The sequence below is a fragment of the Myroides sp. DW712 genome, from assembly GCF_046557355.1.
Lineage (GTDB): Bacteria > Bacteroidota > Bacteroidia > Flavobacteriales > Flavobacteriaceae > Flavobacterium.
Window position 1 is genome coordinate 51,607 of sequence record NZ_JBKFDO010000014.1, and the last position, 22,507, is coordinate 74,113.

Here is a 22,507-nt window from a genome sequence, read left to right on the forward strand (position 1 = left end):
TAGGAGGAAATACCATAGCCATAGAGCCCAAGTATCAGGTGTACCTCAGTTTAATTACGGGAGTAAGCTATGCGGGAGTTCATTGTTTGTTTCAATTGGCTGATGGCGAAGCAATACAACCAGTAAGATTACTGTTTCAAACAACTTTTTTTGCTGTGTTTTGGTGGTTTATTTTCTTTAAACTACAAATCAAGAAAAAAAAGCTTGCTTTTGAGGGGGGGGACAATCAATCCGTTGCTTTCTATGGAGTAGCGCATCAATTGATCAAAACATCTACTGTAGTTGGGGTATTATATGCTACGGATAAACAGTTATGTTTTGAACCCGATACTAAAGCCTTTGTATCAAGTACGTGGGCTGTAGACTGGAGGAATATTAAAAAGATTCAATATTATTCCTTTTTGGGCTTGTACAATCGCGGTCTCTTGATTCAAACCCAAGGAGGAATGACGTTTACATTTGTAGTTAATCAACCTCACGTGTGGTTAGAAGCCATACAAGCTAGAATAGAATCATAACCCTACCTTGTTGATACAGTATCAGTAAGGTTTTATACCACTAGTTTTATGAGTATATTAAAAAATATTTTTGCTAAAAAAGAAAAACCAATTCACACGCTAGCTGAGTTCTGGGCGTGGTTTCAAGAAAATGAACAAACCTTTTATAAGGTAGTAAAAGGACATGAGCGCATAGAAGAACAATTCTTTGATCGCTTGGCTCCAAGATTAAAAGAATTAAGAGAAGGGATTTACTTCCTTTCAGGAATGATGGATGAGACGGTAGCCGAGTTGATTTTTACACCCGATGGTGCAGTGAAGGATATCGCTTTTATCGAAGACTTGGTACATGCAGCTCCACAATTATCGCATTGGAAATTTACGGCCTTAAAACCTGCTGTAGACATCAATCGCTTTAATATCCGCATGAATAATTATGAATTTTCAAAGGAGAAAATCCATTTTTCCGCTATTGAACACCCTCAGTATCCCGATGAAGTGGATTTGGTTATCGTGTACGATGATTTTACAGAAAATGATAAACAAATGATTACCAATGGTGTATTTATCTTTTTAGATAATTTTCTAGGTGAATTAAATGCTATTACTTCTATTGATAGTCTCAAAGTAGTAGGACCTGAACAAGCGGAAGGCGAATTGATATCCATCTTAAAACTCAAGGATTACTTGGTGTGGAGAGAAAAAGAATGTGTTGAAAAATATGAAGGAACCCGCTATAATACAGAAAATGATGCTTATGTGGGACTGGAAGCAACGTTAGACAATGGTATGCCCTTACTTGCGATGATAAATCGTACCTTATTGGACTGGGATGCCAAAGCCTCACATCCGTGGGTTGTACGCGTAGAGATCGCCTTTAAAGCCAATCAAAACGGATTTCCAGATGAAACTACCTATCAATTGTTGAATCAAGTAGAAGATGAGTTAGTTGAACTTTTACCAGATGAACAAGGGTATTTGAATTTAGGACGTGAAACAGTCGATGGCAATCGCGATATCTTCTTTGCTTGTAAAGATTTTAGAGCACCTGCTCGTGCAATTGATGAGATGAAGAAAAAATATGCCGATGCTTTCAGTGTTGATTATGTCATTTACAAAGACAAATATTGGCAGTCTTTTGAACGCTATAAAGGATAAGAAAAAAAGTGCGATTTAGTTAGAGTCGCGCTTTTTTTGTTAGTATGTCCCGCCTTGGCTACTGTTACTTTTGCCTGGTTTTAAAATAGAAAATATGATTTTCTACATGTGCGCTAGTTCTAGTTTGAATTAGAACAAGTTGACGTTTCATTTTGCTTAACTTTACTAGTATAGAGATACCCAATACTATAGCCTACGCTTGGAATAATAAAGGAGAGCAGGACATTGATAAGCAAAAATGTAAAATCGGATAAGGTAACTGATTCTACCAACATATACCAATGAGAATTAAATCCCATAGTAATGAGAAATAGCGTAAATGCACTGGTATTAGATCCGAAAAAAGAAACATTACCTATACCTCCATTAAAGAGGATAAATAGGAGGAGTAAAAAGATATTGAAAAAGAAAGGCCATAAAACCGAGTGATATTTCTTAAATGTTAGCGCATTGAAACAGCTCGAAGAGATGTTAAATATAAAGGCGAGTGAGAGTAAAATGTACATGTATCGAGCGTCTGCACCGCTGTAAAAAAAGAGTAGTACTCCTAGGAGTGCTGTAAGACAATACGTCAATAAAGAATAGTTTAATCTGAATATGTAAGGCTTCATATTGATTGAGTTATGATTATGGTGAAGATAGTTAAAAAAATAAAAAATCAAAGGTATTCTCTTGTCTTTTACTCCATTAAATTTCATTATGCTTAAAATGAAAAGTCGTTATCCTATTCTTATGCACTTTGATAGGGGATAGGCTAGATAACGAAAAGGTATGTCACTATTCATCAACCAATGATAGGGTTGATTTAAAAGTTAAAATCTCTTGTTTGTTGGCATTTTGTTCAATCAGTTTGACCTGTAATTGTTTCACTTCTTTTGGAATTTTAATACGAGTTGTTTGGTGGTAATTATAACCGTAGATTAGATTGCCTTCTTTTCCAAATCCCCCTTTTGGCGCCACATAATAGGTTAATATTAATTGATTTTCCTCTATCTCTTGTGTCATATCAATGCGACCTAATTTTCTAGCGCGAAGCCCTGATGAACTATACCACCCTTGAACCTCGATAATAGCTTGGCGTCCCCAAAACGAAGATTGGATTTCGCGTAAGCGAATACTAGGTTCTAAAGGTAGGTTTTCTGGATCAACTTGTCGGGTTCGTTCTTTTCCACTATAGCTGTATTGCGTGGGGGTAAGCGTCAATGGAGAGGAACTACATCCCATGAGCGTCAGGACGAAAAAAGAAAGATAAAATACTTTCATAGTATGGGCATTTTTTTTGGTCTAAATCTATGATTAATAAAGAAGTATACGGACGTAAGAAATCGATTAAGGCTTCTGTAGCACCCAACTGCAGATTTTGCACAAAAGCAATGCCAACTAAGTCCGTGTAATACTTGTTTGTTTGGATAAAAGTACTGTAAATTGTTGAGGGATGGTATCCCTACTTTTAGGGTTTTTAGGGTGAGTGAGATTGAGTGAGATTGAGTGAGATTGGGTGAGATTGGGTGAGATTGGGTGAGATTGGGTGAGGTTGGGGGCTGATTTAATTGGGGTTTGTTTGGGTTTCGTTTTAGTTTTGTTTGGTAAAAGTAGCTTGGAGCTTTGTAAAACCGCTGTTTTGCCGAACAATTATCGAACAACTATCAAACAAAGCTAAAATCAATACTATATAACTACTTGATATTTTGTTGTTTATTGCTTTTGAAAGGAAGGAAAATGGCCTAAAATAACCTTATTTCTTCCCTAAATAGGAAGAATTGGATAAGGGGGGGATTTTGTTTAAATAAAAAAAAATCGCTCCTAGTAAACTACGAGCGATTAAGAACAAAATTGTAAGTAATAATATAGTTTTTTTCAGCGCAATTTTTTACTTTATCTTACTTGAGTCAAAATTCATTTATTTTCGCAACATGCGAAATCCCTAATTCTAGTTATTTTTTTGGGTTACATGTATGTTGTTTAACTATAAGAGGGGAAGAGAAAAGAATTCGCATCTATTTTGTATACTTATTTTGAAGAAGCAGTGGTAGATTTGTGATAAAGAGTCGGTATTTCTTTGTCAAGAACAGAATGAACTGTGATTAAATTCTTACTTTTGCGGACAAAATATCTCAAAAATAAGGTATGAATCTCACGCTTTTTAGAAAAACAGTCTGGAATGGACTGTGCTATTTTTTGTTTTTTGTTCTATTGTTTACACTAGGACGTTTCGTTTTTCTTTTGAGTTATGGCGCTTCTGATATTTTTGAAAATGAAAAGGGAAAGATTGTAGAGGCATTTGTTGTAGGGGCCCGTTTTGACGTATCAGCTATTTGTTATGGTTTTTTGCCCTTGGTTCTTTTTTGGTTGGCGTCCTTGTTTATCCCCAGAAAAAATGAAGGAGGCTTTAGTCGATGGTATACTACTTTTGCCCGCTACTATTTGCTATTTGTAGCAATTGTCTTTTTGACGCTGATTAGTATTGATTACTTTTTTTATCAGTTTTTTCAATCGCATATCAACTTGTTGTTTTTCGGAATTTTTAATGACGATACGCAAGCGGTATTGACTTCCGTTTGGACGGACTATCCGTTATTCTCTATTGCTTTGGTGTATGCCGCTGTGATCATAGCATGGCTATTCTGGAGCAAGCGTATCCAGCAGAAGATGATGAAACCTGCTGTATCTCGTGCAAAATACTATAGCTTGATTGGATTATTGATTTTTCCTTTGTTTTTTATTGGAATGAGAGGAAGTGTTGGCGTTTTTACTTTGAGAAGAGAACATACCAATATTTCCAAAAATGAATTTGTTAATTCCTTGTGTTATAATGCGTTGTATTCCTTGAAGTTCGCGAATTCAGAGCGAAAAGAAAACGCCATTAATCCAGATATTGAACGTGAATTACAAGCCAACGGTTTTGCGAGTGTGGAAGAGGTACAACGAAGTTACCAAGAAGGAAGTGAAAGAGAATTGTTTGATGCTAACTTATTTACTCGAACCAAGCACAACGAGTTTTTAGTACAAAATCCACCCAATGTGGTCTTTCTTCAAATGGAAAGTATGAGCAATCACTATTTTGATTTGAATAACGAAACATTAAACTTACTCGGGGATTTAAGTAAGGAATTACCTAATCTATACTATTTTAAAAATAGCTTATCAGCGTATAACGGAACAATTCAAACGCTGGAAGATTTTATCTTGGGTACGCCCAAAACGATTATTTCTCAGTCAGTTTACTTCGATACGCCTTTTTCAAGCTCGATCGCCTTGCCTTTTAAACAAAGTGGATATGAAACGTATTTCTTAACAGGCGCTAGTATTTCATGGAGAAATATTGACAACATGATTAAGAAGCAAAAGTTTGATGTGATTCAGGGGAAAAATTTCATCCAAGAGAAATTCTCTGCTGCTGAAGAATTTGCATGGGGCGTTCACGACGGGTATCTCTTTGACTACATCAGAGAAACACTGAAGGAATCCACTATGCCTACCTTTATTTTCGGTTTGACTATTAGTAATCACACTCCTTTTGAAGTGCCTTCCTATTATAAAAAGCAACCCATTAAAATGAGTGAGGATATGAAGAAGAAGATTCGCGTTGATGAAAAAACAGCGTATGCTAACTTTTACTCCCATCAATATGCGGCTTCAGAATTGGCGCGCTTCATTAAAGAAATTCGAAATTCTCCTCTTGGTGAAAATACCATTATTGTTGCCTCTGGGGACCACAATATTCGTCAGGTCTTTGAATATACCCCAGAGGAAGGATTCTTGAAGAGAAGTGTTCCAATTTTAATGTATATCCCAGAGAAATATAAACCAGCCTTTTTTGATGAAACTGTTTTGGCTTCACACAAAGATATTTTTCCAACGATTTTCAATTTAGCCCTGTCCGATGCATCTTATTTCTATACAGGAGATAATCTATTTGACCCGACTGTGGAACATCGATTTGCGTTAAACGATTATAACTTTATTGCTGATGATAAAGGAGCAGTAGCTATTGAAAATAATCAACCGTATTATTATACCTGGGAAGGAACAGAAAAAAGAAAACTACAAGTGGGAGACAATTCTTCCAGTCATGCGTTGTATTTACAACATAAAATGCAATCCTATACGACAATGAAAACAGTAGAAATTTACAAGAGTATCAATCAACATCGCAATAAAAAATAACGAATAAAAAAAATGTAAAAAAAAGACTTGACCGTGTGGCAAGTCTTTTTTTTATCCTCAATAGCCAGACAAAAAATAAGGCATCAAGAGAAGTTTATATATTTTCGTTTTTAAATTGAACACCCTAGATGAAAGTGAAGTAAACAAAATGTAAAGCAAACTATGTTGGTATATGGACGAAATGTCAGGCATGAAAAAAAAGTGTACTGAAATAGAAAAAAGAGCTGTATTTCCTGTGTTTTTAGTAGATACAATTTGTACATTAGAGTAATTTATAACAAAATAAAGAGTTTTTTTTATGGCATTCTATGATATAATCTCTGGACTGGAAACTCAAAGTGTAAGGATAAATCAGGAAGAAATAGCGCGCTTAAAGCAAATAATGGTAGCGGTAGAACTTCAAAAAGGGGACTTTTTTCAAGAATTTGGACAATGGAGTACACACATGGGGATTGTTACCGAAGGTGCTTTATATGCCTATTCACTTCATGATGATGGAAGTGAGAAAGTACATGATTTTTACTATCCCGTAGAACATGCCGTTGTTGTAGATTATAAAAGTTATCATAAAAACGAACCTTCCAAGGTGTATATCAAATGTCATGAAAAATGCATCCTTTATTTGGTCAATTTGAAAGAGGTTCGTGCTTTATATGGACAATTTCCCGTTTTTGCCCAAATTGAAAGTGTAATCGCTAAGTACAACATCAAAAACGCAATCAATAAAATTGAAATCCTACAAGAAGATTCCAATCAAATTAAAATCGACAAATTTCGATACTATTATTCCAAAGTATTCCATTTTTTTCCATATTCCTATATAGCATCCTATTTGGGTATTCATCGCAATACGTTGAATCGACTTTTTAAAAATAGATAGGGTTATTTTTTACCGCTGTATTGCTTCAATTATATATTTAATTAGTCGTGTTTTTATAGCTTTTCTAGAAGTAAAAGAAATAAATAGGAGAACCTAAATCCAGGAATGCACTATTTAGGGCAATAAAAATAAAAAGAGATTCTTATCTTTGTTAGGACACAATAGTGATTTAAGTTTTAATTATGTGTTAAAATTTATGATTAATTGTTGTGAATAATTAAAATTTAAAAGAAATAAAAAATATGAAAGCGAAACTTGATACCCTACTAAAAGAAAAAAAAGCTAGTACGAAAGATGCATTTCAAATCTTTGACGCATTGGAACCAGCAACCGCTGACTTTATGATTGGACGATGGAAAGGGTATTCTATTTATTCAGAACATCAATTAGATGGAGAATTGGAGAGTACGGGATGGTATGGGAAAATGTTTTTAAATAGAGAAGAGGTGCATCCTTTGCTTTTCTTTACTGAAGATAAAAAGGAGATTTTCTCCGTTAATCCCACAGGTCGCATTGCAAGTTCATCACAGCAAAAAGATAAAACGGTTGGTTTAGAAAAAACAAAATTAGCGAAAGCACGTCTTCGAAATACAGAATATAGAGGGCGATTATGTGCTACGATGATTTACGATGAATTACCTGTACTCGATGTATTTGTGAAAATAGACGATACTAAAGTACTCGGAGTAATGGATAAAAAAGACGATCCCACTTCGTTTTTCTTTATCTTAGAAAGAGATGATCAATCGAATTTAAAACTAGATATATAGGGATACTAGAAAGTCCTACTTGTAACGAACTTGAAGTTTGATATCTTAAACACAACTGATACCTAGTCAAAAAAAAATGTCGTTTTTATTGTATGACTTGTTCGAAGCAAGGGTGTATTTCATTTTTATTGGATGAACTAGTTTAAATAAAACACAAAGGTGTGATATAGAGTTATAGCTAAGGGTTGATGCTTCAATAACTAAAATAAACTAAAAACTACAAATGATGAAAAGGAAGATAACAGCAGCGGTTCTGTTAGAACCAAAGAGTAAGTTTAATGTAAAAACGATAGAATTAGAAGATCCAAGACCAGATGAAATTTTGGTTAAAATTGTAGCTACGGGAATTTGTCATACTGATCTTGCTGTAGCAAATCAAGATATGTCTTTTCCAATTCCCAGCATTTTGGGACATGAAGGCGCTGGTATTGTTGAAAAAGTAGGAGCAAATGTAAAAAAAGTAAGCGTAGGAGATCACGTGGTTCTAGCTCCAGGATCCTGTGGGGTTTGTGAGGAGTGTATGGCGGGGCATCCTTCGTATTGTTTAAATTTTTTTACTTTGAATCTGAATGGACATCGACCTGATGGAAGTTGTGCATATCATGATGGACATCAAGAGATAGGAGGTTTCTTTTTTAACCAATCTTCTTTTGCTACCTATTCTTTAACGAATGAAAGTAGTGTAATCAAAGTTCCTAAAGAGGTAGATTTAGCGCTTTTAGGACCTTTAGGATGTGGAATCCAAACGGGAGCAGGAACAATTTTGAATGTAGCCAAGCCCCAAGCCGGTGATACTATCGCAGTTACAGGAGTTGGCCCAGTTGGATTAGCAGCTATTATGGCTGCCAAAGTGGTGGGCTGTGCTAAAATTATTGCTATCGATATTCATGATGAACGATTAGCATTTGCTAAAGAACTAGGGGCTACACATACCATCAATAGTAAGCACACAGTAGAAGTGGCTCAGTATATTCGCGAGAATTTAGCGCCCAATGGTTTACATCACGCCGTAGACACAACGGCAATAAATGCTGTGATGAATGAATTAGTGAAAGCCATGAAAAAAAATGGAACGGTATATACGTTAGGGGTAATGAAAGCAGGAGGAAAATTAGAACTTGATTATTTGCCCTTCTCTTTAGGGGTGACAATTAAGTCTGTCATTGAAGGAGATAGTATTCCGGATTTGTTTATTCCGAAATTGATTCAATTGTACGTAGATGGATTGTTTCCTTTCGATAAAATGATTAAGTTCTATGAGTTAAATCAGATTAATCAAGCAGTAGAGGATTCGGAAAAAGGAATTACCTTAAAACCAATTATTCGCATGCCCCATTAGGAAGGCGAGAAAGAAAAAGGAGCATAGGGTTTGTTTAGGGGGGATGCTGACAAAAAGCAATCTACTTTTGAAAACACCTTTTGACAATAAAAAAAAAGAGATTTGGAAAGGGCCCAAATCTCTTTTTCGTTATGAAATATCTCAGTGAATCACTGTGATTTTTTCGATCTACATTATTAATGATTGTGCAAGAATGCTTGTCTATTTAAAAGTGTTTCTTCACTTTCAACATGATCGTCGTCTGGAATACAACAATCTACAGGACAAACAGCGGCACATTGAGGCTCTTCATGGAAACCTTTACATTCGGTACATTTTGACGGAACAATATAGTAAAATTCATCTGAAACAGGATCTTGAGCAGCATCTGCATCAACTTCTGTACCATCAGGTAAAACTACACTACCTCTTAAGGCTGTACCATCTTTATATCTCCAGTCGTCGGCTCCCTCGTATATTGCATTGTTTGGGCACTCAGGTTCACAAGCACCGCAATTTATGCATTCGTCGGTTATAATGATTGCCATAGCTTATATTTTGTTTTATATGTATTAACTTTGCTACAAATTTACACCCAAAACATTTCAGAAACAAATCAATATGGATTTAGAAGCTAAAAAAAAAGCATTCGTAGCGTTAGGAGATTTTTTAAGACAATTTGCTACCAATGAATTTGTAAAAAGCGAAAAAGTTGAACATAATGATGCTTTTTTCTCCGCATTTGAAGATTTAATTGAAACAGCTGTTCACTATAACGGATGGTTTGTAAAAGAACAAGTACTCGTGGCTGTACAATCCTGGGCTGATGCCTTGACAGCGGCTAATATAACACAATGGTGTTCTGCTTATGATTTTACAAAAGAACCGCTAAAAAAGGTGGGGTTAATCTTGGCTGGAAATATTCCGATGGTGGGATTCCACGATTTAGTAGCTGTTCTGATTTCTGGAAATATAGCCTTGGTGAAACTGTCATCTAACGATCAAAAAATAGTACCTTTCTTAGCGAAATACTTACAAACCGTAGAACCACAGTTTCTTGATCGACTGCTTTTTGTCGAAGGTAAAATGGAGGGATTTGAAGCGGTCATTGCAACAGGAAGTAATAATACGGCTCGTTACTTTGACTACTATTTTACTGCTGTTCCGCATATTATTCGAAAAAATAGAAATTCTGTTGCCTTACTCACAGGGGAAGAAACACCTGAACAATTAACGGAATTGGGAAAAGATATCTTCACTTACTACGGGTTAGGATGTCGAAATGTATCCAAACTATTTGTGCCGAAAGGGTATAACTTTGATGCGTTTTTTCAAGGTATGTACGCCCAAAAAGACGTCATCATGTACGAGAGATATGCCAATAATTATGATTATAACAAGGCCGTTTTCTTGATGAGTGAATTTCAACTCCTAGATAATGGGTTCTTAACGATAAAAGAAGATTCTTCGTATGCTTCGCCTATCTCATCGATATACTACGAGTATTATGATACTGTTGAGGAGGTGGTTACTCGATTACGCGCAGATCAAGAAAAAATACAGTGTATTGTTTCCAACGGACTGACCACGGATAGTATTGGATTTGGGCAAACGCAACATCCTCAACTGTGGGATTATGCGGATCAAGTAGATACACTCGATTTTTTACTAAAATTATAAACCATGAAAGACATACATAACTTTTGTGCAGGTCCCAGCTTGTTGCCTCAAACGGTATACGAACAAGCGGCGCATGCAATTCTCAATTTTGAAAATACGGGAATGTCTATTTTGTCGATTTCCCATCGAAGTAAAGAATTTGTAGCCGTGTTGGAAGAAGCGAGGCAATTGAGCTTAGCTCTATTGGGACTGGATCAAAAGGGATATGTCGCTTTGTTTTTACAGGGGGGAGCTAGCATGGAATTCTTGCGTGTACCTTATAATTTGATGCAACAAAAAGCCGCTTACGTCAACACGGGAACTTGGTCGAGTAAAGCCATCGAACAAGCGCAATTACTTGGAGAAGTACAAGTAGTCGCTAGTTCTGAGGATCGAAACTTTTCGTATATCCCTAAAAATATTCGCGTAGAAGAGGCTGTAGATTACGTTCACTTTACCTCGAATAACACCATTTATGGTACACAATTTTACGATATTCCTCAAACAAAGGCACCCTTAGTCTGCGATATGAGCTCCGATATTTATTCCCGTGAATTTGCCTATGATCAACTGGATTTGATTTATGCAGGGGCACAGAAAAATATTGGTTCTGCAGGGGTGAGTTTGATTATCGTCAAAGAAGAAATCCTCGGAAAAACAAAACGAGTGATTCCTCAACTCCTGGATTACCAAGAACACATCGCCAAAGATAGCTTGTATCATACGGCTAATGTATTTGCGGTATACACGTGTTTGTTAAACTTAAGATGGCTTAAACAACAAGGAGGGGTTGCAGCAATTGAACAAGTAAACAATAAAAAAGCAGCTTTGTTGTATCAAGTCATCGATGAGTTAGACTTCGTATCGGGAACAGCTGCTAAGGAAGATCGTTCGAAAATGAATGTAGCGTTTCGATTCAAAGAAGAACAAATGAATCGTCTTTTTGATCAGTTGTGTGTGGAGAATCAGATTGTTAATATCAAAGGACATCGCTCGGTAGGAGGATACCGTGCTTCTTTGTATAATGCGGTATCCTTGGAAAGTGTAGAAGCATTAACCACTGTATTACATCAAATGAAGACTTTAGTCTAACGTATTAAAAGAGAAAAGGATGAGAGTATTAGCCAATGATGGTATACCCGAACATAGTAAACAAGAATTAGAATCTTTCGGATTTGAAATAAAAGAAGTACGTGTAGCACATGAGCAATTAGTGAGCTACACCAAAAAAAATGAGATCGATGTGTTGTTAGTACAGCAGGGAACGCTATTAAACAAAGCGATGATTGATGAGTTGAAACACCTTAAGGCTATTGTTTTTGCTGGGGTTATTGTCAATTTGGAGCTAATCGACCACATTAAAAGTAATGGTATTGCAGTACTATGGGCGGAAGAAGCGCTAGCTAATGCAACAGCAGAAATGGTATTTGCTCATTTGTTTAGTGGAACGCGATTATTGCAAGAAGCCAATCGAAATATGCCCTTAGAAGGGGATACGATGTTTAAATCTTTACAACAATCCTATAGCTCGGGGATTGAGTTATCTGGTAAAACCTTGGGGATTATCGGTATGAATCAAGCAGGTCAATTGGTCGCTCAAAAGGCTTTAGGCCTAGGAATGCATGTAATCTATTGTGATCCTGCTGTGCCTCAGCTAAAGACAACGCTAACGTTGCCTAACGGACTTTCGTTTTCCTTGGATATGGAGTCGATTTCTTTAGAGGAGCTGGCTAAACAAGCTCATTTTATTACTATTCATACTAAATATTTTCAACGCTATATCGTTAATAAAGAGGTGCTTGAACAAGCCGAAAATCTAATCGGAATTGTCAATTGTGCGTATCCAGAAGCAATTAATGAAGTGGATCTTGTAGACGAGGTAAATAAAGAAACCATTCTCTTTGCGGGACTAGATCGCTTTGAAGAGGAACCTTACCCAGTGATTCAGGTGCTGATGCAACCAGCGTTTTCACTTTCACCCAATATTGCAACAGCAACCCATGAAAGTCAACATCGAGTTTGGTCAGAAATAGCAGATAAAATGAAAAGTTTGTTGAATTAAGCGCCTGCGCTTAATCGAAAAAATAAAAAGGTTATTCATTGGGAATAGCCTTTTTTTGTATCTTACTCCACTACAAATGAAAGATTATGTCTACGAATGAATTGCTAAAGGATTTTTTCTCTTTTTTGCGTAAACCGAGTACAAATGAAGTAGCGCTAGCTGTACCCCAGCGATTACTTTATACCTTCAGACTATGGTGCTGTCTATTCTTGTTTATCATTTTTGGAGGAGTACTCATTGACTCCCTGATTGAAGTACCTGTACATGATCGATTCGAAGAGGTAATGAACCAAATAGGAGTAGTGGGTTTTGTTTTTTTTGCGGTATTGATCGGACCTTTGTTAGAAGAAACTGCTTTCCGATTAGCCCTGCATTTCCGTTTGCGAACGGTGTTAATTGGTGTAACAGCCTTTGTAATTTACATGACACAAGCAGCCTCTTATTTGTTTGATGCTAAAAATAGTCAAGGTTTATTCGTTTTAGGTAGCGTGGCTACAGTCGGTCTTTTGGGGTTTATTTTGTTGTGTATAAAGCGTCAAAATGCGGTTAAGTCTTGGTGGAATACTCATTTTTCCTGGGTGTTTTATATCTTTTCTGTTGCTTTTGCACTCATCCACATTTTTAACTTTGAAGAATTTCCTTTAAAAGTAATTCTGTTGACCCCTATTATAACACTTCCTCAATTGATTTTAGGCCTCGGAATGGGATACTTGCGTATGCGCTTTGGCTTTTGGTATGGATACCTGTTCCACGTTTTAAATAATGCTTTTGCTGTAACTGTTTTTTTACTGATAACAGATCTTAAATTGTAAAAAAAGAAGAGGTAAACCAATCGATATTTTTTTACTTTTGTTTCAAATTTAGAAGATTATGAATAGCATCCATTGGCATACGAAAGCATTTGAAGAATTAACTGTAGAAGAATTGTATGATATCTTACAATTGCGTACGAATATCTTTGTGGTTGAACAAAATTGCCCCTATCCCGAATTAGATGGGAAAGATAAAAATTGTTTGCATGTATTTGCTACACAGCACGGTAAAGTAATTGCTTATGCTCGAATTGTTCCTCCAGGTTTGAGTTATAAAGAAATATCAATTGGACGCGTTGCTGTACATCAAGACAGTCGAAAAGATGGGTTAGGTCGAATTTTACTTGATTTAGCAATAGAAAAAATAGAAGAAGAATTTGATGCACAAGATATCCAGATAGGTGCCCAGTCCTACTTAAAAAAGTTTTATGGTTCTTTTGGATTTGAACCCGTTTCTGAAGAGTATTTAGAGGATGGTATTCCTCATGTGGATATGATTAGAAAAGTTTAAGTGGAGATGGTGAACCCATCACCCATTCCCAATTACACTTTCTTCAACTTCCATTTTCCTCTTTTAAAGGTGAGGAAAGCCAATGCAGCAATCAGTGTCTCTGCGGCTGGAATAGCGATAAATACACCTTCAGCTCCCCAATTAAAATAGTACACCATCGCGTAGGCAAACGGGATTTGAAAGACCCAAAATCCAATAAAGTTTATGATAGAAGGAGTTAAGGTGTCTCCTGCACCGTTAAAAGCATTCATTAATGTCATACCGATTCCGTAGAAGATAAATCCGCTAGCACCGATGTACATCGCTAAAATAGCTACTGCTTTAATATCTTCCTGTGTGGTGAAAATAGAAGCGAGATAGTTGGCCATGGTAAAGAAGATCAGCGTAACAACGAGCATATAGATTACATTGTATTTCAGCGTTACTAGCACTGATTCAGCTGCGCGTTCTGGGTTTTTATTCCCTAAATGTTGTCCTACTAAAGTAGAGGCTGCATTGCTCAACCCCCAGGCGGGAAGAATAAAGAACACCAGTAAGCGCAAGCAGGTTAAGAAACCTGATGAGCCAATTTCACCACTGCTTTGTGCCACAATACGGGCTAAAATCACCCAACTGCAGGTAGAAATCATATATTGAACCATACCAGGAATGGCAATTTTTAGAATATGCCATACCTTTTTTGTCTGCATCTTGAAATAGTGTAATTTTAACTGAATCAACGAGTCTTTACGAGTTAAGTAGTAAATCTGATACAATACACCAGCACTTCGTCCGATAGCAGTTGAATAAGCCGCTCCATCTAATCCCATTTCAGGGAAAATCCACCAACCACGGACTAAAATAGGGCAGAGAATGATGTTGAATACATTGCCAAACCACAAGCTCTTCATGGCAATTGCAGCATTTCCTGCTCCTCTAAAAATACCATTGATCAAAAAGAGCATCATAATAGAAACACAACTCACCAACAAGATACGGGTATATCCATACCCATATTCTGCTGACTCTTCCGAAGCGCCCATCCAAATCAACCAATCTTTAGCGAAGATAAATCCCAAAATACTGAGTATAACTGTAATAATCGTGGCAATAGAAATGGCTTGTGCTGCATGAATGGATGCTTGCTCTCGATCTTTTTCACCAATTCTACGGGCGATAATAGCTGTAGCAGCCATACTGATACCAATGCAAATTGCATAGATAATGGATAGAAGGGATTCAGTCAACCCTACCGTTTGAATAGCAAAGGCGCTCTCTTTCAAATGACCAACAAAATACAAATCAACTAAGGCAAAGACCGATTCCATCAACATTTCAAACATCATGGGAATCGCCAATAATAGCACAGCTTTATTGGTTGGTATGTTAGTTAAATCGAGAGTTTCATTCGAAAAAGACTGCTTAATCAAAGCAAAAAAGCCTTTTTTTGGGGCGATGTACGTCGTCATAAAATTGGAAAAAAGTAGGCAAATGTATTATTTTATTTAAAAAAGCAGCGGATAAATTATACCAATGGCTTTGGTGGTAGTTAACTTGAAGTATCTTTGTGGTATGTTAGAAATTTTGTACCAAGACGAGCATATCGTTGCAATTAATAAGCCTCGTGATTTATTAGTACATAAATCCTTTATAGCTAGTGATATTCAGGAATATGCCATTCAGATCTTGCGTGATCAAATTGGGCAATATGTGTATCCTGTGCATCGCTTAGATCGAAAAACGTCTGGCGTATTGTTATTCGCTTTAAATAAGGAGGTGTTAAAGCAGCTTAACGAAGTATTTGCTACGCGACAAGTAGAGAAAAAATATATTGCTATTGTACGTGGGTTTACGTGTGAGGAAGAGACAATTGATTATGCATTGACTAATGACAACGGTCAGCATCAAGAAGCGAAAACCTACTATAAAACACTGCAACGCGTAGAAGTGGATATACCCTTTGGAAAACACCTCACTTCGCGCTATTCCTTGGTAGAGGCCTATCCTGAAACAGGACGACAGCATCAATTACGCAAGCACTTTAAACATATTTTTCACCCTATTTTAGGGAGTCGTCCCCATGGATGTAACAAGCAAAATAAATTATGGTTGGATCGGTTTAATCTAACAGCGATGTTGTTGCATGCGGTTGAGCTGACCTTTGAACATCCTGTAAGTAAAGAGCTCATTCACCTGAGCGCCACCATCGATGAACAATATGAAAAGTACAATGCTTTCTTAGGGTTCAATCTTCAGGCTTATAAAAAGTAAAAGCCCAGCCTAGGCTGAGCTTTTATTGTATGAAGAAGGAAAATTAAATTTCGCTTAACTTGTCTAAGGTGTAAATAATTAATTGATCGACTGCTGCATAGGGATCTTCTGAAAACGTACCATTGGCGCGATTGGCAATAATGGTATTTAACGAAACAGCCTGATGTCCTAATAATTTGGCTAAACCGTAAATCGCAGAAGTTTCCATTTCAAAATTGGTAATGCGGTAATCATTAAATTTAAAGTTGTCAATTTTGTGGTTCAATTCTGGATCTTGAATAGCTAAGCGCAAAACGCGACCTTGTGGCCCATAAAAACCACCTGCAGTTCCCGTAATTCCCTTAAAGGTCTTCTCACTACTTAATTTGCTTTCTAACCAAGAACTGTTTGGAATAAAATACGGACGTCCTTTGCGTAAATCCCAATTCGTATGTTGAATAAAGGCTTCTTCCATAGCAAAATCTGTAATATCATCAATAAGATACGAACGCATCATATTGTCTAAACCTAAACCATATTGAGAAAGCACAAAACTGTTTACCGGAATGTCCGCTTGTAAAGATCCTGATGTACCAATGCGCACAATATTAACCGAAGTCAATTCTTTTTTTATTTCTCTTGTCTCTAAATCAATATTGAATAAAGCGTCAATCTCATTGACTACAATATCAATATTGTCCGGGCCAATTCCCGTAGAAATAACAGAAAAACGCTTGCCTTTATACGTACCCGTATGTGTTTTGAATTCCCTCTTTTGCGTTGAAAATTCAATCGTATCAAAATGCCTTGAAATTCGATCTACGCGATTCTGATCGCCAACAAAAATGATGTTTTCTGCTAAGTGTTCAGGTCTTAAATTCAAATGGTACACACTACCATCAGGATTTAAAATAAGTTCAGATGATTTTATTTTCATATTATTTCCTTTTTAACTGCCTACACGTTTAACCTTGTAGCCTTTTTTTTGTAAATACTCCATAATCTTATCGCGAAAATTACCCTGAATGATAATTTCCCCGTCTTTGGCACTTCCCCCAACACCACATAGCGTCTTTAAGTCTTTAGCCAATGTCTTTAAATCATCATCATTTCCCTCAAAACCTTTAATCAGGGTGGCAATTTTTCCTCCTCTATTCTTTTTGTCTAAATGAGCTTCTAATCGCTGTTCATTAGGCGCTAGTGTTTCCACTACTTCGTTGCTTTCTAGCTCAAATTCTTTATTCGTTGAAAAAACAAAACCGCCTAGATCTTCTAGACTACTGATTTTTTTTGCCATTCTTGTAAATTAAGTTGATGGATTAAGTTGTATGAGTAACTCAAAGGTAGTGAAAAATTGGATAAGGGAGAAGAATTATACGTGATGGATGATGCGTAATACATAATGAGTTATGAAGTAATTTTACTCATTACCCATCACGCTCAATCTATTTTATCAATCCTAACTCAACCAAGCGTTGGTGTAAAAATTCACCTGCCGTGATATCGTCGAATTTCTTAGGATTAGCTTCATCAATGCAATTATCCAAACAATTAAGTGGCATTTCACTAATTGGGTGCATGAAAAAAGGAATAGAATAACGAGAAGTACTCCACAATTCTCTTGGGGGATTAACCACTTGGTGAATCGTTGATTTCAAGCGATTATTCGAATGTCTGGATAACATATCACCCACATTGATTACTAGTTCATCTTCTGCTGCAATGGCATCAATCCATTCTCCGTTGTGGTTTTGAACTTGTAAACCTTTTCCTTGAGCCCCCATTAATAGTGTAATCAAGTTGATATCGCCATGAGCAGCAGCGCGAACAGCATTTTTTGGCTCATCTGTGATAGGAGGATAGTGAATCGGTCGTAGAATACTATTCCCATTTTTGACAAATTTATCGAAGTAAAATTCGTCTAATCCTAAGTAAAGAGCCAAAGCACGTAAAACGTAAACTCCTGTTTTTTCTAACATTTGGTAGGTCTCTTTTCCAATAGGATTAAATTGAGGTAATTCGTCAACGGTCACGTTGGCAGGATAGCTTTTTTCTAACTCCGGATTGTCTTCTACATACTGTCCAAAGTGAAAAAATTCTTTTAAATCCCCTTCTGATCGTCCTTTAGCATGCTCTTTTCCAAAAGATACATAGCCCCTTTGGCCACCAATGCCTGGGATTTCATATTGTTTTTTGGTCTCTAAGGGAAGATTGAAAAAATTGCGAACTTCTGTATACAGATTCTCAACTAATTGATCGTCTAAGAAGTGTCCTTTTAATGCTACGAATCCAATTTCTTCGTAGGCTTGGCCGATTTCATTTACAAACTTTTGTTTACGTACCGGGTCATCCGATAGGAAATCACGTAAGTTAACACTAGGAATGTTTTGCATTTTCTAAGTTGTTATGTTCTCTTACTGTTTTTAGATAAAACAAAAGTAGGTAAAATTGTGTATACAATTGGAATATAACATTTATTTAATAGTGAGAGTGAAGTAAAATACTCTCTCTTATAGTAGGTGTTCGAATACAGTTTTAGTACTGATTTTGTGAGAATGATGAAAATAAAGGAAATAAATTTCACAACACCTATTTTATTTGCGGATTTTTAGTGGACATGGAGCAAGTATTTTTATCGCGAAATATGAATTGTCTGAAATTTTTTTTAAATTTCGATAGAATTAAAAAAAAACGATAGATATGAAATTACCGATTGTATTAAAAGCAAATGAATTTGTTGTGCTGGTTACTGTTGATATAGATCCAAAATATGAATTAAAAGATATGGATTCTTTTTACGCAAACTTGCCTAAAAGTTTTAAGCCTATTTTTCAGAAAAAAGACAATTCAACAATACGGGTGTATTGTATTAGCAATAATGAAGATGAGTTGATGTTTTGCCTGCGTCAAACAGGATATAAAACGACTTTACTATAAAAATGGATCAATTGCACAACTTTAAAACAAGTAGACAACAAGTATAAAAACTGTTTCCCTTTTTGGTGAAACAGTTTTTTTTTTACCCAAGATGAGGGGATTAACCTCAGATAAATATTCGTTTTGTGGAAGAATGATAGGATTTAACCAGGGAAATTAGAAAAAAGTATTTTTGTTTTTTGTTTTTATTAAGGGGTTGAAGGTTAAGAGGAGTTAAAAATGTTAATTGATCTCAATGCAAAAAAAATAGCTCGGTTTTTGAGTATTTGTTAAATAAATGATTTTACTTTGGATTTTTAGGGTTTATTATTTTTTTATTTACAATTATTTATTTAATTTTATAATTGAAAATCTAAAATAATGAGTAATAAACGTTAAATTATTACTAAATAAAAAAAGTTCGTTTTTTTTGGTATGTTGTTTGGGATTATCTTTGTAACGTAAAAGATTGAGAATATGATATTGGCTTTAACTGTTTCATTGTTTCCCTCTTGTGGAAGCGATAATTTAACTGAAAAGGGACAAAAAGAAAATGATACAAAACAGCTGGATCTCTTGAAAAAAGAAGATTCAGAGGGAGTTTTTTTTAAGATATTAGCACAAGATTCTTTACAGACAATTACCATTAGCAAAAAGGGAATTGTTTATGCTAGTATGAAACCAAATGTAAAAATTGTTTTTCCGTATGAAGAACCCTTAATTGAAGGGGAAGGAAGAGTATATCGCGCAGCAACGGCAAATGAGAAAATAGAAATTGTTATCTATAAAGATGATAGCGCTCGTTCGTTTTTAGACGGTAGGTTCGATCATTCTGTAGCGGTAAGCTTGAGTAAGAAAGATGGAATTGAAACGGATTTTGCTTGTTTTGGGCATTACCTTTATGATAAAAAATTATCGGGAAACTGGGTGTTTAAAGCTTTTGAAAATAAAAAGATAGAAGAGTTGGGAATTAACCAAATTCCTCTAGTTTGCATTGATGTCAATACACGTAGCTTTTCAGGAAGTGGTGGAAATCACATGATTTATGGTGATCTTCGTTGTGAAGGTGATGGCATTGCTTTCAAAATTGTACTATCTCCAGATTATGTTTCCCTAAATGAAAGCAAAGAGAAAGAATTGTTGGAAATTTTGGAAGAATGTGATCGTTATGAATTAGATGGAGATGATTTGAATCTGTTTATAGGGAAGGAGCTGAAACTACAGTTTTTTAGAGATACCTATAACGTATAAAAGAGAGAGTAAATAATTGAATATCGAAAAAGGTTGAAAACTTAATTGTTTTCAACCTTTTTTATATCATCTGCTTGGATTGTGTCGCGTCGGTCTTCTACTACTTTGTAAGCATTGACGATGCGTTTTACTAATTTATGACGTACAATGTCCTTGTCGTCTAAGTAAAGCATGCCAATTCCTTCTACATCTTTTAAAATTTCAATAGCTTCTTTTAATCCCGAGGATACTTTACGTGGTAAATCAATCTGCCCAGGATCTCCTGTAATGATAAACTTGGCATTTTTACCCATACGAGTCAGAAACATTTTCATTTGTGAATGCGTCGTGTTTTGTGCTTCATCTAGGATGACAAAAGCATGATCCAAAGTTCTACCACGCATAAAAGCCAAAGGCGCAATTTGAATAACTCCTTTAAATAGATAATCCTCCAAAGTTTGTGGGGGAATCATATCGCGCAAAGCATCATACAACGGTTGCATATACGGATCGAGCTTTTCTTTCATGTCTCCTGGTAAGAACCCTAAGTTTTCCCCAGCTTCTACTGCTGGACGAGTAAGAATAATGCGCTTGACTTCCTTGTTTTTCAACGCGCGAACTGCCAAGGCAACTCCTGTATACGTTTTTCCAGTACCAGCAGGACCAATCGCAAAGACCATGTCATTCTTCTCTACAAATTTGACTAACTTCTGCTGATTGACTGTCATGGCTTTGATGAGCTTCCCACCAACACCATGTACCAATACGTCATCTAAAGCTGTGGTTTGTTGTAAGTCACTGTCCAAAACAATACGCTCAATCGCATTTTCATCAATTTTGTTGTATCGAGTAAAGTATTTAATCAAACGAACAAATTTTCGTTCAAATTCATCTAAAACTTCTTCCTCTCCATAAATTTTTAATAACGATCCTCTTGCAATTATTTTGACACGTGGATAGAGTTTTTTTAAAACGTCTAAGTGGATGTCTTGAGGGCCCCAAAAGTCTTTAGGGCTAATTTCCGATAGTTCTATTATTCTTTCGTTCAATACTAATACGAATTAATTAAAAAAATAGTCTAATTTTGTATTTCAAATCTACTATAAAAAATTGATTTTTCTTATAAAAATAGAGACTAAAAAATAATGCAGCGAATAATTACATTAACAACTGATTTTGGATATACAGATTATTATGTGGGGGTTTTAAAGGGGAAGATATATTCTAATATTCAAAATTGTAATGTAGTTGATATCTCCCATGGGGTGAGGAATTATCGAGTTGCTGATGCAGGTTTTGTACTTTCTATGGCATACAGCCATTTCCCTAAAGGCACCATTCATATTTTATCTGTGGCCTCTGCTATTCTGCCGTTTTCGGCTGCTATTTGCGTGAAATACCAAGACCACTACTTTATTGGAACGGATAATGGAGCCATAGCTGTTGCACTGGGCACACACGAGTTTGAAGAAGCGGTTGCCATCAACCACGTTGAAGGGATGAATACCAATGACGTATTTGTGTATTGCGCTTATCAATTGTGTGAAGGCAAGGAGTTACAAGCGATTGGTCAGCCTATAGATTCGTTGTATAAGATGAACTTATTGCTTGAAAATTTGACGGTCAAACCGAATCGCATTATTGGAACTTATGTGTATGAGGATAAATTTGGAAACTTAGTGACGAATATTTCCAGAGAACTATTTGAACAAGTTGGAGGGGGAAGACGCTTTGGTATTCGAATAAAAAATCGTACAATTACAAAAATAAATGAATACTACGCAGATTTTAATGTGAGTGACCCGAGTGAATTGATGAATAAAGCAGGTGAATTACTGGCTTTGTTTAACGAAGTAGGGCAATTGGTTATTGCTATTATGTATTCAACAACTAATGAACCTGGTGGCTCTATCCGTACCTTATTGGGTGTGCACTTAGAAGATCAGCTGTTTATAGAATTCGATGAAGAGTAATCTAAAGGAAAAAAATATGTTTGTACGTATCGTGAAACTTACCTTACAAGAGGATAAAATAGATGATTTCTTAAATCATTTTGAAAAATATAAAAACCAAATTCGCAACTTTCCAGGTTGCCAATTCTTAGAAGTTTACAGAGATAAACATCAACCCAATATCTTTTTTACGTATAGTTATTGGACAGAGGAATCAGATTTGGATGCCTACAAAAAATCAACCTTGTTTGGTGAAGTTTGGCCTTATTTTAAGAAGTTGTTCAAAGAAAAAGCTGAAGCGTGGAGCGTAGATAAATACGCCACGTTAAACTAAATTCTTGACCTT

General features: G+C 36.0%; 24 protein-coding genes. 16 read left to right on the forward strand and 8 right to left on the reverse strand.

The window, feature by feature from the left end; genetic code table 11:
* Positions 1–38 precede the first annotated feature (38 nt).
* Both ACLJX0_RS11825 and ACLJX0_RS11830 read left to right on the forward strand, forming a co-directional pair.
* On the forward strand, positions 39–518 hold the full coding sequence (locus tag ACLJX0_RS11825) for a hypothetical protein (RefSeq protein ID WP_410880731.1): 480 nt from the start codon (positions 39–41) through the stop codon (positions 516–518).
* A gap of 48 nt (positions 519–566) precedes the next feature.
* Positions 567–1,655: a DUF695 domain-containing protein gene (locus ACLJX0_RS11830; RefSeq protein ID WP_410880732.1), complete on the forward strand. Its 1,089-nt coding sequence runs from the start codon at positions 567–569 to the stop codon at positions 1,653–1,655.
* Positions 1,656–1,774: 119 nt separating this feature from the next.
* Here the strand turns inward: ACLJX0_RS11830 and ACLJX0_RS11835 are convergent, their stop codons facing one another.
* Together ACLJX0_RS11835 and ACLJX0_RS11840 are read right to left on the reverse strand one after the other, a co-directional pair.
* Positions 1,775–2,266 carry a hypothetical protein gene (locus tag ACLJX0_RS11835; protein ID WP_410880733.1) on the reverse strand — a complete coding sequence of 164 codons (492 nt, stop codon included), beginning with the start codon at positions 2,264–2,266 and terminating at the stop codon, positions 1,775–1,777.
* A gap of 166 nt (positions 2,267–2,432) precedes the next feature.
* Positions 2,433–2,918, reverse strand: coding sequence for a hypothetical protein (locus tag ACLJX0_RS11840; RefSeq protein ID WP_410880734.1), 486 nt, complete (start codon positions 2,916–2,918; stop codon positions 2,433–2,435).
* An 864-nt stretch (positions 2,919–3,782) separates the two neighbouring features.
* Here ACLJX0_RS11840 and ACLJX0_RS11845 point away from each other — a divergent pair.
* The 4 genes from ACLJX0_RS11845 to ACLJX0_RS11860 all read left to right on the forward strand — a co-directional run bounded on the left by ACLJX0_RS11845 (position 3,783) and on the right by ACLJX0_RS11860 (position 8,811).
* Positions 3,783–5,822: an LTA synthase family protein gene (locus ACLJX0_RS11845; RefSeq protein WP_410880735.1), complete on the forward strand. Its 2,040-nt coding sequence runs from the start codon at positions 3,783–3,785 to the stop codon at positions 5,820–5,822.
* A 298-nt stretch (positions 5,823–6,120) separates the two neighbouring features.
* Positions 6,121–6,702 (forward strand): Crp/Fnr family transcriptional regulator, encoded by a 582-nt coding sequence (locus ACLJX0_RS11850; RefSeq protein WP_410880736.1) that lies wholly within the window; start codon positions 6,121–6,123, stop codon positions 6,700–6,702.
* 242 nt (positions 6,703–6,944) lie between these two features.
* Positions 6,945–7,472: a DUF4334 domain-containing protein gene (locus tag ACLJX0_RS11855; protein WP_410880737.1), complete on the forward strand. Its 528-nt coding sequence runs from the start codon at positions 6,945–6,947 to the stop codon at positions 7,470–7,472.
* A gap of 226 nt (positions 7,473–7,698) precedes the next feature.
* The gene (locus ACLJX0_RS11860) at positions 7,699–8,811 is read left to right on the forward strand and encodes an NAD(P)-dependent alcohol dehydrogenase (protein ID WP_410880738.1); all 1,113 of its coding nucleotides are present in this window, start codon (positions 7,699–7,701) and stop codon (positions 8,809–8,811) included.
* A gap of 176 nt (positions 8,812–8,987) precedes the next feature.
* Here the strand turns inward: ACLJX0_RS11860 and ACLJX0_RS11865 are convergent, their stop codons facing one another.
* Positions 8,988–9,338, reverse strand: a complete 351-nt coding sequence (locus ACLJX0_RS11865) for a 4Fe-4S dicluster domain-containing protein (RefSeq protein WP_410880739.1) — start codon at positions 9,336–9,338, stop codon at positions 8,988–8,990.
* 73 nt (positions 9,339–9,411) lie between these two features.
* Here ACLJX0_RS11865 and ACLJX0_RS11870 point away from each other — a divergent pair, with 73 nt between their 5' ends.
* The 5 genes from ACLJX0_RS11870 to ACLJX0_RS11890 all read left to right on the forward strand — a co-directional run bounded on the left by ACLJX0_RS11870 (position 9,412) and on the right by ACLJX0_RS11890 (position 13,834).
* Positions 9,412–10,470 carry an acyl-CoA reductase gene (locus ACLJX0_RS11870; protein WP_410880740.1) on the forward strand — a complete coding sequence of 353 codons (1,059 nt, stop codon included), beginning with the start codon at positions 9,412–9,414 and terminating at the stop codon, positions 10,468–10,470.
* Positions 10,471–10,473: 3 nt separating this feature from the next.
* The gene (serC, locus tag ACLJX0_RS11875; protein WP_410880741.1) at positions 10,474–11,541 is read left to right on the forward strand and encodes a 3-phosphoserine/phosphohydroxythreonine transaminase; all 1,068 of its coding nucleotides are present in this window, start codon (positions 10,474–10,476) and stop codon (positions 11,539–11,541) included.
* A 19-nt stretch (positions 11,542–11,560) separates the two neighbouring features.
* The gene (locus ACLJX0_RS11880) at positions 11,561–12,511 is read left to right on the forward strand and encodes an NAD(P)-dependent oxidoreductase (protein ID WP_410880742.1); all 951 of its coding nucleotides are present in this window, start codon (positions 11,561–11,563) and stop codon (positions 12,509–12,511) included.
* Positions 12,512–12,597: 86 nt separating this feature from the next.
* Positions 12,598–13,323 (forward strand): type II CAAX prenyl endopeptidase Rce1 family protein, encoded by a 726-nt coding sequence (locus ACLJX0_RS11885; RefSeq protein ID WP_410880743.1) that lies wholly within the window; start codon positions 12,598–12,600, stop codon positions 13,321–13,323.
* A gap of 58 nt (positions 13,324–13,381) precedes the next feature.
* Positions 13,382–13,834, forward strand: a complete 453-nt coding sequence (locus ACLJX0_RS11890) for a GNAT family N-acetyltransferase (protein WP_410880744.1) — start codon at positions 13,382–13,384, stop codon at positions 13,832–13,834.
* A 32-nt stretch (positions 13,835–13,866) separates the two neighbouring features.
* Here ACLJX0_RS11890 and ACLJX0_RS11895 read toward each other — a convergent pair whose 3' ends face one another.
* Positions 13,867–15,282 (reverse strand): MATE family efflux transporter, encoded by a 1,416-nt coding sequence (locus ACLJX0_RS11895; RefSeq protein WP_410880745.1) that lies wholly within the window; start codon positions 15,280–15,282, stop codon positions 13,867–13,869.
* Between the two features lie 103 nt (positions 15,283–15,385).
* Between ACLJX0_RS11895 and ACLJX0_RS11900 the strand changes: the two genes are divergently transcribed.
* A complete protein-coding gene (locus ACLJX0_RS11900) occupies positions 15,386–16,084 on the forward strand; it encodes a pseudouridine synthase (protein ID WP_410880746.1) in 699 nt (232 codons plus the stop codon).
* Between the two features lie 43 nt (positions 16,085–16,127).
* On the opposite strand, the gene ACLJX0_RS11905 is transcribed toward ACLJX0_RS11900, so the two are convergent.
* From ACLJX0_RS11905 to ACLJX0_RS11915, 3 genes are all read right to left on the reverse strand, one after another.
* The gene (locus ACLJX0_RS11905; protein ID WP_410880747.1) at positions 16,128–17,000 is read right to left on the reverse strand and encodes a nucleoside phosphorylase; all 873 of its coding nucleotides are present in this window, start codon (positions 16,998–17,000) and stop codon (positions 16,128–16,130) included.
* Between the two features lie 12 nt (positions 17,001–17,012).
* Entirely contained in the window at positions 17,013–17,360 is a 348-nt protein-coding gene (locus ACLJX0_RS11910) for a translation initiation factor (protein ID WP_410880748.1), read from the reverse strand.
* A gap of 148 nt (positions 17,361–17,508) precedes the next feature.
* The gene (locus ACLJX0_RS11915; protein WP_410880749.1) at positions 17,509–18,456 is read right to left on the reverse strand and encodes an isopenicillin N synthase family dioxygenase; all 948 of its coding nucleotides are present in this window, start codon (positions 18,454–18,456) and stop codon (positions 17,509–17,511) included.
* Between the two features lie 307 nt (positions 18,457–18,763).
* Between ACLJX0_RS11915 and ACLJX0_RS11920 the strand changes: the two genes are divergently transcribed.
* Positions 18,764–19,000, forward strand: a complete 237-nt coding sequence (locus ACLJX0_RS11920) for a hypothetical protein (RefSeq protein WP_410880750.1) — start codon at positions 18,764–18,766, stop codon at positions 18,998–19,000.
* Between the two features lie 456 nt (positions 19,001–19,456).
* Positions 19,457–20,230 (forward strand): hypothetical protein, encoded by a 774-nt coding sequence (locus tag ACLJX0_RS11925; protein WP_410880751.1) that lies wholly within the window; start codon positions 19,457–19,459, stop codon positions 20,228–20,230.
* A gap of 41 nt (positions 20,231–20,271) precedes the next feature.
* On the opposite strand, the gene ACLJX0_RS11930 is transcribed toward ACLJX0_RS11925, so the two are convergent.
* The gene (locus tag ACLJX0_RS11930) at positions 20,272–21,258 is read right to left on the reverse strand and encodes a PhoH family protein (protein ID WP_410880752.1); all 987 of its coding nucleotides are present in this window, start codon (positions 21,256–21,258) and stop codon (positions 20,272–20,274) included.
* Between the two features lie 96 nt (positions 21,259–21,354).
* On the opposite strand from ACLJX0_RS11930, the gene ACLJX0_RS11935 reads away from it, so the two are divergent.
* Positions 21,355–22,182: an S-adenosyl-l-methionine hydroxide adenosyltransferase family protein gene (locus ACLJX0_RS11935; RefSeq protein WP_410880753.1), complete on the forward strand. Its 828-nt coding sequence runs from the start codon at positions 21,355–21,357 to the stop codon at positions 22,180–22,182.
* A 16-nt stretch (positions 22,183–22,198) separates the two neighbouring features.
* Complete coding sequence (locus ACLJX0_RS11940; RefSeq protein WP_410880754.1) at positions 22,199–22,495, forward strand: putative quinol monooxygenase; 297 nt, start codon at positions 22,199–22,201, stop codon at positions 22,493–22,495.
* The last annotated feature ends 12 nt before the right edge of the window (positions 22,496–22,507 follow it).

Bases quoted from the DNA above. Each gene is read 5' to 3' on its own strand.
- ACLJX0_RS11830 (WP_410880732.1), top strand. From the start codon at position 567: ATGAGTATATTAAAAAATATTTTTGCTAAAAAAGAAAAACCAATTCAC.
- ACLJX0_RS11835 (WP_410880733.1), bottom strand. From the start codon at position 2,266: ATGAAGCCTTACATATTCAGATTAAACTATTCTTTATTGACGTATTGT.
- ACLJX0_RS11840 (WP_410880734.1), bottom strand. From the start codon at position 2,918: ATGAAAGTATTTTATCTTTCTTTTTTCGTCCTGACGCTCATGGGATGT.
- ACLJX0_RS11845 (WP_410880735.1), top strand. From the start codon at position 3,783: ATGAATCTCACGCTTTTTAGAAAAACAGTCTGGAATGGACTGTGCTAT.
- ACLJX0_RS11850 (WP_410880736.1), top strand. From the start codon at position 6,121: ATGGCATTCTATGATATAATCTCTGGACTGGAAACTCAAAGTGTAAGG.
- ACLJX0_RS11855 (WP_410880737.1), top strand. From the start codon at position 6,945: ATGAAAGCGAAACTTGATACCCTACTAAAAGAAAAAAAAGCTAGTACG.
- ACLJX0_RS11860 (WP_410880738.1), top strand. From the start codon at position 7,699: ATGAAAAGGAAGATAACAGCAGCGGTTCTGTTAGAACCAAAGAGTAAG.
- ACLJX0_RS11865 (WP_410880739.1), bottom strand. From the start codon at position 9,338: ATGGCAATCATTATAACCGACGAATGCATAAATTGCGGTGCTTGTGAA.
- ACLJX0_RS11870 (WP_410880740.1), top strand. From the start codon at position 9,412: ATGGATTTAGAAGCTAAAAAAAAAGCATTCGTAGCGTTAGGAGATTTT.
- serC (WP_410880741.1), top strand. From the start codon at position 10,474: ATGAAAGACATACATAACTTTTGTGCAGGTCCCAGCTTGTTGCCTCAA.
- ACLJX0_RS11880 (WP_410880742.1), top strand. From the start codon at position 11,561: ATGAGAGTATTAGCCAATGATGGTATACCCGAACATAGTAAACAAGAA.
- ACLJX0_RS11885 (WP_410880743.1), top strand. From the start codon at position 12,598: ATGTCTACGAATGAATTGCTAAAGGATTTTTTCTCTTTTTTGCGTAAA.
- ACLJX0_RS11890 (WP_410880744.1), top strand. From the start codon at position 13,382: ATGAATAGCATCCATTGGCATACGAAAGCATTTGAAGAATTAACTGTA.
- ACLJX0_RS11895 (WP_410880745.1), bottom strand. From the start codon at position 15,282: ATGACGACGTACATCGCCCCAAAAAAAGGCTTTTTTGCTTTGATTAAG.
- ACLJX0_RS11900 (WP_410880746.1), top strand. From the start codon at position 15,386: ATGTTAGAAATTTTGTACCAAGACGAGCATATCGTTGCAATTAATAAG.
- ACLJX0_RS11905 (WP_410880747.1), bottom strand. From the start codon at position 17,000: ATGAAAATAAAATCATCTGAACTTATTTTAAATCCTGATGGTAGTGTG.
- ACLJX0_RS11910 (WP_410880748.1), bottom strand. From the start codon at position 17,360: ATGGCAAAAAAAATCAGTAGTCTAGAAGATCTAGGCGGTTTTGTTTTT.
- ACLJX0_RS11915 (WP_410880749.1), bottom strand. From the start codon at position 18,456: ATGCAAAACATTCCTAGTGTTAACTTACGTGATTTCCTATCGGATGAC.
- ACLJX0_RS11920 (WP_410880750.1), top strand. From the start codon at position 18,764: ATGAAATTACCGATTGTATTAAAAGCAAATGAATTTGTTGTGCTGGTT.
- ACLJX0_RS11925 (WP_410880751.1), top strand. From the start codon at position 19,457: ATGATATTGGCTTTAACTGTTTCATTGTTTCCCTCTTGTGGAAGCGAT.
- ACLJX0_RS11935 (WP_410880753.1), top strand. From the start codon at position 21,355: ATGCAGCGAATAATTACATTAACAACTGATTTTGGATATACAGATTAT.
- ACLJX0_RS11940 (WP_410880754.1), top strand. From the start codon at position 22,199: ATGTTTGTACGTATCGTGAAACTTACCTTACAAGAGGATAAAATAGAT.